Annotated in this window: 7 protein-coding genes; 3 read left to right on the forward strand and 4 right to left on the reverse strand. The window is 60.9% G+C overall.

The features are described from left to right. Positions 1 to 4: 4 nt before the first annotated feature. On the reverse strand, positions 5 to 1819 hold the full coding sequence (locus DFP86_RS01265) for a DUF885 domain-containing protein (RefSeq protein WP_133678182.1): 1815 nt from the start codon (positions 1817 to 1819) through the stop codon (positions 5 to 7). Positions 1820 to 2200: 381 nt separating this feature from the next. Here DFP86_RS01265 and DFP86_RS01270 point away from each other — a divergent pair, with 381 nt between their 5' ends. After that, positions 2201 to 2458: a hypothetical protein gene (locus tag DFP86_RS01270; protein WP_133678183.1), complete on the forward strand. Its 258-nt coding sequence runs from the start codon at positions 2201 to 2203 to the stop codon at positions 2456 to 2458. Between the two features lie 119 nt (positions 2459 to 2577). Here the strand turns inward: DFP86_RS01270 and efp are convergent, their stop codons facing one another. Beyond that, positions 2578 to 3144 carry an elongation factor P gene (efp, locus tag DFP86_RS01275; protein WP_133678184.1) on the reverse strand — a complete coding sequence of 189 codons (567 nt, stop codon included), beginning with the start codon at positions 3142 to 3144 and terminating at the stop codon, positions 2578 to 2580. Positions 3145 to 3516: 372 nt separating this feature from the next. On the opposite strand from efp, the gene DFP86_RS01280 reads away from it, so the two are divergent. Beyond that, a complete protein-coding gene (locus DFP86_RS01280) occupies positions 3517 to 4323 on the forward strand; it encodes an outer membrane protein OmpK (RefSeq protein WP_133678185.1) in 807 nt (268 codons plus the stop codon). A gap of 141 nt (positions 4324 to 4464) precedes the next feature. Here DFP86_RS01280 and earP read toward each other — a convergent pair whose 3' ends face one another. Next, complete coding sequence (gene earP / locus DFP86_RS01285; protein ID WP_133678186.1) at positions 4465 to 5634, reverse strand: elongation factor P maturation arginine rhamnosyltransferase EarP; 1170 nt, start codon at positions 5632 to 5634, stop codon at positions 4465 to 4467. A 52-nt stretch (positions 5635 to 5686) separates the two neighbouring features. Beyond that, positions 5687 to 7027 carry a glutamine synthetase family protein gene (locus DFP86_RS01290; protein WP_133678187.1) on the reverse strand — a complete coding sequence of 447 codons (1341 nt, stop codon included), beginning with the start codon at positions 7025 to 7027 and terminating at the stop codon, positions 5687 to 5689. A 212-nt stretch (positions 7028 to 7239) separates the two neighbouring features. On the opposite strand from DFP86_RS01290, the gene DFP86_RS01295 reads away from it, so the two are divergent. After that, a complete protein-coding gene (locus DFP86_RS01295) occupies positions 7240 to 10533 on the forward strand; it encodes a DUF748 domain-containing protein (protein ID WP_166642102.1) in 3294 nt (1097 codons plus the stop codon). Positions 10534 to 10670 lie beyond the last annotated feature (137 nt).

The following is a 10670-nucleotide window of genomic DNA, read 5'->3' on the forward strand; positions in this document are numbered from 1 at the left end:
AGAACTACTTCTGGCTGGCGGCGACCCAGTCTTGCACCTTGGTCTGCAACACAGCCAGCGGCAGCGAACCGGTACTCAGCACTTGGTCGTGGAAGGCGCGGACATCGAACTTGTCGCCCAACGCGGCCTTGCTGTCGGCGCGCAGTTTGGCGATGGTCAGTTGGCCGACCTTGTACGACAACGCCTGACCCGGAATCGCCAGGTAGCGGCGTACTTCGGAGTGGACGTCGCCGGCGCCCAGCGCCGAGTTATTGTGCATGTACTGCTCTGCCTGCTTGATGCTCCAACCCTTGGCATGCAGGCCGGTATCCACCACCAGGCGCATGGCGCGCAGCATTTCTTCGTTCAACTTGCCGAAGTACTGCAGCGGGTCTTTTTCCATGCCCAGTTCGCGGCCGATGCTTTCGCAATAAACCGCCCAGCCTTCTTCAAAAGCGTTGTAGCTGGCGAACTTGCGATATTCCGGCTCGTTCTGCTGTTCCTGCTTCAGCGAGATCTGGAAATGGTGGCCTGGCGCGGCTTCGTGGATCGCCAAGGTTTCCATGCTCCACTTCGGCAACTGCTGACCGGGCTTGGTGTTGACGTAGAAGATGCCCGGGCGGCTGCCGTCCGGCGTACCCGGGTTGTAGTAGGCGACACCGGCGGTATCTTCGGTTTCCTTCGACACCGGGCGGACTTCATACTGTGCCTTGGGCATCAGATTGAAGAACAGCGGCAGGCGCGGGTAGATCTTGTCGCGGAAAGCCTCGTAGTCGGCGATTTCCTGCTTGGGGTCGGTCCAGAAGAATTTCGGATCGCTCTGTAGATACTTCCAGAATGCCTTCAGGTCGCCCTTGAAGCCGTACTGCGTGCGCATCTGGTTCATTTCCAGCAGAATGCGCGCCACTTCCTTTTTCCCCATCTCGTGAATCTGCGCGACCGGCAGCGAGGTGGTGGTATTCGAGTCGGACTTGTACTGATACCAGGCCTGGCCGTTGGGCAGGCTGCCATAGCCGAGCGTCTTGCGCGCCTTGTAGTCGTGCTTGAGGAAATCGGCCATTTGCAGGTAGGCCGGATCGACGACATTGGCGATTTTATCGCGGTAGGCGGCAGTCAGCTGCGCGCGGTCGGCCGGCGAGAAATCCTTCGGCATGTTGGCGATCGGCTTCCAGAAGCCGCTATCTTCCACCTTGGCGGTGACATAGCCGCGCAACTGTTGCTGCAGGATGTCGGCCAGCGGCTTGGGCAGGGTCACCCCGTGGGCCTGACCTTCGCGCATACGGGCGATGGCCGCGTGGCTCCAGGCGGCGAAGCCGTCCATTTTCTTCAGGAAGTCCTGGTAGTCCTTGACCGTGGCGAAAGTCACCGAACCGTCGCCGCCACCCTGATCGGCAAAGGTCGAAGCCCGGCTGTCGAAATGATTGAGCGGCAGGTACCAGAACGGGAAGTCGAAACCGCGCAGCGCGATTTCGCGGTCGTAACGGAACATGTCGTAGGTGATGCGGTCATCGGCCGACAGGCTGGCGCGATCGATGGCTTTCACCTGGTCGAGATATTTCTGCTCCAAGGCCTTGGACTGCGCGATCCAGGCATCGGACAGATAATCGCCGAACTGGTCGTTATAGCTGTACACGCCCATATCCGGCGCGGCCAGCGGGTTGAGTACCAGGCTGGCACGGTAGTATTCGTCGGCCAGCGCACGCAATTGCTGACCGGCGGGGTTGACCGCCTGGGTCGCTTGGGCCGGCGCCGTCGCCGGCGCGTCGGCGGCCAAGACGATGGCAGAACCGGTGTAGAGGAAGGCAGAGAGAACCAGCAGCGTTGCAATTCGGAGCTTCATATTGCGCCTTTTTTGCTTGTAGGGATGGTAAATGTTAATAAATTATTAAATGTTAACATTTGACGGCTGTCAATATTCCGTGTGGGTAGGCGCTTGGCGTTAGCGTCAAGACGTCGTGACGGCCGTAGGAACGGCTGTAGGGTGCGTTCGCGAAGCAACGCACCAACCTCTCGCACGCGATGGCGGGTTGCCTTCGGCGACCCCACCCTACAGTCGTATCTGCCAAAAATTTTCAGCATTTTCTGACGGCTGCGCTTGGTTGTCAGTTTGCGTCTTGCTGGGTAAGGTGTTTGGCGCGGCATTTGCCGCAAGAGACGCGGGCCCGGGGTGCTGACACACCGCCGAACCCGCTGGCCAAACCAACTCGACTAAGGAGTTAGCATGGTTGTCATCGATAGTAAAACAGTCCCTGTCTTTTCTCAAAACCCGGATTCGCGCCAGCAGCAACTCTTTTCGCTGATTTCCATGTTGTGCACGCCGCGGCGCAGTCGTCCAAATTCCGACGAGTGCCGCTTGATCGTCGATAGCCGCCTGCCGTGGGCATTCGAGCCGATCGATGGCAACACCTCGTGGCTGTATCTGCCGCAGGCCGCGCAGGCGCGGAAGTTGGCGGGTTGCCTGGTTCTAACGGCCGACTAAGGCCTTCAGCCGGAGGCGGGGAGCGAGGCTCCCCGGCCGGGCGCTTTTGTACGGTACAAAACAAAACCGCCTGTCACATGGGCAACAGGCGGTTCGATGGTGAGGCTAGGCGCGAAAAATCAAACGCGCTTTCTGAACAAGCCGCCATCGCGGGTATCGATTTCGATTTTGTCGCCGATTTCGACGAAGGCCGGTACCGGCAGTTCGAAGGTGGTGCCCTTCAGACGGGCCGGCTTCAGTACCTTGCCCGAGGTGTCGCCGCGCACGGCCGGTTCGGTGTATTCGACTTCGCGCACGATCGAGGTCGGCAGTTCGACCGAGATCGCCTTGCCTTCGTAGAAGGTCACGTCGCAGAGGTCTTCCATGCCGTCGACCAGGAAGTTGAGCACGTCGCCCAGGTTGTCGGCTTCGACTTCGTACTGGTTGAACTCTTCATCCATGAAGATGTACATCGGATCGGCATAGTACGAGTAGGTGCAGCCCTTGCGATCGAGCACGACCACGTCGAACTTGTCGTCGGCGCGATAGACGGCTTCCGAAGCGGTGCCGGTCAGCAGGTTCTTCATCTTCATCTTGACGACGGCGGCGTTGCGGCCTGACTTGTTGTACTCGGCCTTCTGTACAACCATCGGGTCGTTGCCAAGCTTGAATACGTTACCTGCGCGGAGTTCCTGTGCGGTTTTCATTGCTAAACGGTCCTGTTGGGAAATCGATTTCCGACAAAACCCGTTATTGTATTGATTTCCAATGAAATGCGCCAGATTTCACATGTCGATATGTTGGTTTTCCGGGACGAGGCGGGATATCGAGCTATGGGCGGGCAGGGAGGGGCAGGACATGGTTTCCGCGGACGATAGGTCTACCTGCTAACGGATTTTGCATCAGGGTGGTGAAAAAGGGAAGATCCCTTTATATAAAGACAAATTGTTTGTGTATGAAGATGTCGTAAATGCGACAATTTCATTTCAACTACTTTGCAAATGATTGTTTCTCCCTTATCTTTCGCCGCCGCAGGCAGTCTTTCTGCGAGATACAAGCATAAACACACGGTGAAAACGATGAAAACGCTCAAAATCGCCTTGGCTTTGGCCATGGCTGGCGGCATGGCCGCCGCGCATGCCGACTACACCTTTGGGGATGTCAGCATCAACCAACTGAACTGGTCTCCGTCTACTCTGGATAAGACCCAGTCTCCAACGACGGCATTTGGTGCCAAGCGCAATTTCCAATACCTGGAAGCGGAAGGCGGTGCCGGCCGTTCCTGGGGTGATGTCTACGGTTTCTTCGACCTGGAAAACTGGAACCGTCATGACCCGCAAATGAAGTCCGGCGACCAGCGCTACACCTTCAAGGTGGTGGCTCGCTTCAACCTGACCGAAGTGGCCGGCCTGCCGATCAAGCTGTACACCCACGTGTACGATACTCGTGACAGCGATACCGATCCGCAGAACCACTTCTTCGATCAGAACCGCGTGCTGGGTCTGAGTACCGACCTGAACTTCGGTAAGGTGTGGGTACACCCGTTCCTCGGCCGTCACCAGGAAATGAAGTATGGCCAAGGTACGCACATGAACGGCTATATGGCCGGTTATGTGGCTGGCTACGACTTCGATCTGTTCGGCCAATCCTTCGCCGTGACCCAATGGCACGAAACCGAATTCGACCGTAACGAAAACCACTTCACCGGCGTAGCCGATCCGGCTGGCGTCGAGCAAAAGCGCACTGGCCAGAACGGTGCCGTGTCGCTGTGGTGGAACGCTACCAAGCACCTGACCACCGGCGTGCAATATCGCTATGCGGTCAACAAGCTGGGTACCTCCGGCAACGAATACGCTTGGATCTACACTGCCAAGTACAACTTCTGATCGGTTCGCCGACAGTCGAGCAAAAAAGCCATCCGCGTGCGGATGGCTTTTTTATGTAGTCAAATCATGTAGGGTGCGTTCGCGAAGCAACGCACCATCGCCGACCGACACCGTTTGTGCGTTGCCTACGGCTAACGCACGCTACACCGGGGTAGGGCGTTGCGCGCTAACGAAATCCATCAGCCGCGTGGCCAGGTTGCCGCCGGCGAGCATCGTGCGCGGCCACTCGGCGGCATGGATTTCCAGTTCCAGCCGTTTGTCGATGAACTGCCGCCAGGCCGGCACGATCGATTGTCCGTGATTCCAGGCGTGGTTGAGCGCCAGCATCGCCTGTTGTACTTCCGGCGCCACGCCCTGCAGATAACGGGTGCAGAAGGCATCCAGTTTGACCCAGTGCGCCGAGTCCTCCTGCGGGTAGATGTGCCAGACCATCGGTTTGCCGGCGAGTTGGGCGCGCACGAACGAGTCTTCGCCGCGCACGAAATTGACGTCGCAGCTCCACAGCAGGCGGTCGTAGCTGTCTTGGTCGCTAAACGGCAGGATATGCAGCGACAGCGCGCCGGATTGATAGCTGTCGCCGGCCGATAAGGGCTGGCCGGTGAGGCTGGCGCACACGTCGCCCAGGATGCGGCCTTCCGGGATCAGGCAGACCACCCGTTGCGGCCCCGCCGCCCAATGCCGCAGTAGTTCGCCGATGGCGGGATTTTCGTAGGCGAACAGGCTGACGTACAGCGCCTCGGGGTCGCGTGCCGGCAGACCGAGGCTCTGCAGGAACTCGCTCTTCAGCTCGGGCTGCTGTTGCCATCGGCGCGCTTCTACTTCGATATCGCGCTCTGCGATGATGCCGCCGGTGCGCGCGCTGAAGCCGGGGAAGAAGAAATGGCGGGTCAGGTCGTATTTCTGGTGCGGCGAGACCATGCCATGGCAACAGTCGACCCAGTCCTCGGCGGTCAGGTATTCCAGGTTGATCCACACCGGCGCACGCCGGCAGCGCGTCATCGCCATCAGGAAGTCTTCCGGCAGCGTGCAGCCGAAGGCGTCGAGCACCACGTCGCCCGGCAGCGCATCGGCCGGCAATTCCTCCCCCCAGTGCAGCACTTCGATGCCGCGATAGTCCTGGCGCGCCAAATTGGGGCTAATACCGGGGCAAAGGCGGGCGAAGCTGTGCAAATCGTCCACCCACAAGCGCACCCGTTGGGCGTGCTCGTGCGTCAACTGACGCGCCAGGCGCCAGGTGACGCCGATATCGCCGTAGTTGTCGATGACGTTGCAGAAGATATCCCAGGATAGGGGGAAGGTCACTGGCGGCATGCAAAGGTTTCCATCGTCGTAGGCCTATAGCATACCACCAGTCGATCTCACCTTAGACGTGCAACAGCAGGAAACGCCGCTCCCACGGGCTGATCACCTCGAAATACTCGCGGTACTCCAATTCCTTGATGGCGGCGTAGGCGCGGATGAAGCGTTCGCCGAACACTTCGATCAGCGGTTCGCAGGCGCCGAGCATATCGATGGCGTCGTCGAGATGGCGCGGCAGCTGGTGCGGTTGTTCGTAGGCGCTGCCCGCCAGCGGTTCGGTCGGCTTCAGACCTTCCTTCATGCCCAGATAGCCGCAAGCCAGGCTGGCGGCGATGGCCAGGTAGGGGTTGACGTCGACGCCGGGCAGGCGGTTTTCCACCCGGCGCGCCGCCGGGCTCGAATGCGGCACGCGCAGGCCGCAGGTGCGGTTGTCGTAGCCCCAGGACAGGTTGATCGGTGCCGAGGTGTAACGCGACAGCCGGCGATAGGAGTTCACGTAGGGCGCAAAGAACGGCATGGCCGGCGGCAAGTATTTCTGCAGGCCGCCGATGAAATGGAAGAAGCGCTCGGACGGGCTGCCGTCCGGATTGGAAAACACGTTCTGGCCGGTGCGGCTGTCGACCAGGCTCTGGTGGATGTGCATGGCGCTGCCGGGTTGGCCTTGCATCGGTTTGGCCATGAAGGTGGCGTACATATTGTTGCGGTAGGCCACCTCGCGCACGGTGCGCTTGAACAGGAACACCTGGTCGGCCAGGTCGAGCGCGTTGCCGTGATCCAGGTTGATCTCCATCTGCGCCGGGCCCATCTCGTGGATCAGCGTGTCGATCTGCAGATTCTGTTTTTCGCACCAGTCGTACAGCGTGTCGAAGATTTCGTCGTACTCGGAAATGGCGTCGATGCTGAAGCCCTGGCGGCCGGCCTCGGTGCGCCGGGTGCGGCCGACGGGCGGGGATAGCGGAATGTCCTCATCCGGCTGGATCTCGACCAGGTAGAACTCCATTTCCGGCGCCACCACCGGCGTGATGCCTTCGTTCTCGTATAGTTTCAGGATTTGCTTGAGCACGTTGCGCGGCGACAGTTCGGCCGGCGTGCCGTCGAAGCCGACGCAGTCGTGGATGATCTGGGCGGTCGGTTCGGCCGCCCAGGGGATCAGACGCAAGGTCGTGGCATCCGGCACCAATCGCAGATCGGGGTCGGCCTCGGAGATCATCGAGGTTTCCGGATAATCGCCGGTCACGCTCAGTTCGAACACCGCTTCGGGCAGACGCAGGCCTTCCCCGGGATCGTACTTGTGGCGCGGCACGACTTTGCCGCGCGCCAATCCGGTCATGTCCGGAATCAGGCATTCGATCTCGGTGATGCGATGCTGGTCGAGCCAGGCGGTAATACTATCGGCAGTGTTCATAAATCCTCATTGGGGGGTGAGCGCTGTTAAAAATATTTAACGCCTTTTCATCCTAGGAGGGCTTGGACGCCCGCAGCAATCTTTTTGTCATAATGAAACTGGCCTTGTTGTCGTTAACCAACAAATGCGATCAAAAATCAAGCCTGCTGGGTGAAAGCGAAGCGCGGTACTATTCTGTATTCAAGAACAAACCATCACGTTTGGTACACCGTATGTCCTCCGAACCGAAAACCGCGCCGCACCGTGTGGCGCTTCGTCGCTATTGGCGCCATGTCCTGGCCGTCGTCATCGTGCTTTGGGGCGCGTCATGGGGGTTTCTGGCCTTCGCAGCACCAGGGATCGTGCGCGATGTCGCCGTGCATTGGGCCGAGAACATCGGTCGCAAGTTGGAGATCGGTTCGGTGGCGATCCACCCTTGGACCATGAGCCTGGAACTCGGCGGGGTGCGATTACGCGACAAGGACGGCAGCACGCTGTTCGCCGCCGAGCGCATCCAGCTCGACGCCATGCCGCGCGCCTTGCTGATCGGTCACTGGCATGCCGAGCTCTTGGCGCTGACCCGGCCGGAAATCGATCTTACGCGTGCGGCGGACGGCAGTTGGAATTGGGCGCGCTTGATCAAGGATGCCAGCGGGCCGGGACCTTCCAGCGGCAGCGCACCGAAGGTCTTCCTCGACTGGCTGAGTCTCAGCCAGGGCCGCTTGCTGTTCAGCGACCGGCAGGGCAACCCGGATCAAACCTTAGATTTGCAGCGCATCAATCTCAATCTGCACGATCTGAGTACCCAGGCGGGAGAGGGCGGCTATACGCTGACGGCCAGTATGGGCGACAAAACCCGGTTCAAATGGCGCGGCCTGCTTGGGCTCGAACCGCTAGCCTCTTCCGGACGCATCAGCGTCAGCCGATTGCCGGTGGCCGATATCTGGGATTACCTGCGCCCCTACCTGCGGTTGGCGCCGCCTAGCGGCGAGCTGTCGCTCGACCTGAATTACGTCTTCGATCTCAAAGGCAAGCAGCCGCGCCTGACGCTCAGTACCTTGTACGGCCGCATCGATGCGCTGGAGCTTCGCTCGCCCGACGGGCAGAGCCACTTGGCGCTGGGACAATTGGCGCTGGAGGACGGGATACTCGATCTACAGAAGCATTCGTTATTTTTTAAACGCATTCACCTGAGCAACGGCCAGGTGGATGCTCTGCGCGATAGCACGGGCCAGCTCAACTGGCTGGCCGCCCTGCCTGCTCCGACACCGGCGCCGACGCCGACGGCGGCAAAATCCGCAACCCCCGGTTGGAAGGTTCAGATCAATGCCCTGCGCTTCGACAATTGGCAGTGGCGGCTGGCGGATCAAAGCCGGGCGCAAGCACTCGAATTGCAAAGCACGATACCGTTCATGTCGTTTGGCCTGCGGTTGGGCGGGCGCGGCGAACTGGATGTCGAGCGGGTCAGCGCCAATCTGGCGAATTTGACGCTGGCACCGCGCGGACAGCCGGCGGTCTTGTCCGTGGGCCATCTCGGCCTGGACGGGGCCTCGCTGTCCGGTCGCCAGATCCGTGGCGGACAGTTGACGTTGCAGCAGCCCCAACTGACCCTGACGCGCGATACATCCGGCACGCTGAATGTCGTGTCGCTGCTGGCGACGCCGGCCGGCAAGTCCGCCGGCAAACGCGCGGCGGCACCGAGTGTCGCCAACAAGGCGGCTTCGCCATGGCAGATCACATTGCCGACCTTGGCGATGGCCGATGGCCGGTTGATTTGGCGCGACCGCAAGCTGGCGCGTCCGGTCGAGGTGGTGTTGGCACCGATTTCCGGCAATCTGACACCGCATAGCGGCGACAGTCTTTTCGACGCGGCGCTCGAAGTGCACGCCGGTAGCGGCCAGTTGAATTTCACCGGCCAGCTCGACCCGGCCAGCGCCGGTTTGCAGGGGCAATTCACGGCGCAGGCGCTGCCGCTTGCGCCCCTGTCGCCGTATCTGCTGTCCAATACCACCTTGTCGATGCCGAACGGCAAGTTGTCGGCCAAGCTGGATCTACGCTATGCACCGGCCGGCTGGCAAGTGAACGGCAACGCCGGCATTCAGGATGTGTTGATCCGCGAGCCTGGCGAGCAGAACCCGCTACTGGGGTGGCGGGCACTTAACCTGTCCGGCCTTAAGCTGGCGGCCAGTCCGCTGGCCATCTCGGTGCGCGAGGTTGTGCTCGATCGGCCGGTGGCACGATTGGTGCTGGATCAGAATCGCGTCAGCAACCTGCGCCGGCTGTTCTCCGGTTCTCCAACACAGCCGGCCGCCGCGCCGGCCTCCAAGGCTGGCAGCCAGTCGCCGTTGACATTCGACGCGCGCATGATCCGGGTGCGCAACGGCGATGTGGATTTCGCCGACTTCGGCATGAAGCCGGCGTTCGCGACCCATGTCCATGGATTGAGCGGCACGGTCAGCGGCATATCTTCCAAGCCCGGTAAGCGCGGCGCCATTGCGTTGGCCGGCTTGGTGGATCAGGCGGGCGACGTGCGCGTGCGCGGCGCGTTGGCGCCGCTGGCGGTCACCGACAGTGCGGACATCCAATTGGTGTTCCGCAACATTCCGCTCACCAGCCTGAACACCTATTCGGAGAATATCGCCGGCTGGCAGATCGACGATGGCCGGTTGTCGGTCGAACTGGCCTACACGCTTAACCAGCGCAAGCTCAATGGCGACAACCGCATCGTGGTGGACTCCATCAAGCTCGGCCCGCAAGTAGAGCGGCCGGGGATCTCGCGGCTGCCGCTCTCGCTGGCGGTCATGGTGCTGGAAGACAGCAACAACCGTATCGACCTGCATCTGCCGGTGAGCGGCGACTTGGACGACCCGAAATTCAGTTACGGCGGCGTGGTATGGCAGGCCTTCGTCAATGTGATCCAGAAGGTGGCGACCGCGCCGTTCCGTGCCTTGGGTTCGTTGTTGGGGCTGGATGGTTTCGACGATGTGCGCTTCCTCGCCGGCGAAGCGGCGGTGGCGCCGCCGGAACGGCAGAAGCTTGGGCAGTTGGCGCAGATGATGAGCCAGCGCCCGCAATTGCGCCTGAACATCGCCGGTACTTGGGATCCGGCCGCCGACCGCCGTCAACTGGCGCGCGCGCGCGTCGACCGTGCCATCCTCAAGGCTGCCGGCGTCGCGCTGTTGGCCGATGAGCCGTTGCCGGGGATCGATGTGCAGGACGTCGAGACGCAGCAGGCGATCAAGACCATGTTTGCCGAGCGGGTCGGCCGTTTGAAGCTGTTGGCGCGCATGGTGACCGGCAAGAGCGACCCGTCCTTCTACGAAGCGCTGCGTCAGGAGGCCATCGCCGCGGAAAAAGTGGACGATGCCGACTTGCTGGCACTGGCCAATGCGCGTGCCAAGGGCGCTCAGCAATACCTGACGCAGACCTATCCGGAGGTCGCCACACGGGTGACGGTCAATGCGCCGAAGACCGCACAGGCCAGCGCCGATGGCGTGCCGCTGGCGATCGACCTGACGACGCGCTGAGGAAAATTTCATGTTTCATGTTGTTCTATGATGCGCTAGAATGCGCCATGTAGTGTATAAGCAGATAAGCAAACACAAGATATAGTGCAAGGGCCGGAGCGGGCGCTTTCTTCACGAAGGCGTTTTGTCCGGCCCTT

This window comes from Paludibacterium purpuratum (assembly GCF_004363805.1).
In the GTDB taxonomy this organism is placed as follows: domain Bacteria; phylum Pseudomonadota; class Gammaproteobacteria; order Burkholderiales; family Chromobacteriaceae; genus Paludibacterium; species Paludibacterium purpuratum.

What these genes read in the sequence shown, in the direction of transcription:
- DFP86_RS01265 (WP_133678182.1), bottom strand. Translation starts at nt 1,819, where the DNA reads ATGAAGCTCCGAATTGCAACGCTGCTGGTTCTCTCTGCCTTCCTCTAC.
- DFP86_RS01270 (WP_133678183.1), top strand. Translation starts at nt 2,201, where the DNA reads ATGGTTGTCATCGATAGTAAAACAGTCCCTGTCTTTTCTCAAAACCCG.
- efp (WP_133678184.1), bottom strand. Translation starts at nt 3,144, where the DNA reads ATGAAAACCGCACAGGAACTCCGCGCAGGTAACGTATTCAAGCTTGGC.
- DFP86_RS01280 (WP_133678185.1), top strand. Translation starts at nt 3,517, where the DNA reads ATGAAAACGCTCAAAATCGCCTTGGCTTTGGCCATGGCTGGCGGCATG.
- earP (WP_133678186.1), bottom strand. Translation starts at nt 5,634, where the DNA reads ATGCCGCCAGTGACCTTCCCCCTATCCTGGGATATCTTCTGCAACGTC.
- DFP86_RS01290 (WP_133678187.1), bottom strand. Translation starts at nt 7,027, where the DNA reads ATGAACACTGCCGATAGTATTACCGCCTGGCTCGACCAGCATCGCATC.
- DFP86_RS01295 (WP_166642102.1), top strand. Translation starts at nt 7,240, where the DNA reads ATGTCCTCCGAACCGAAAACCGCGCCGCACCGTGTGGCGCTTCGTCGC.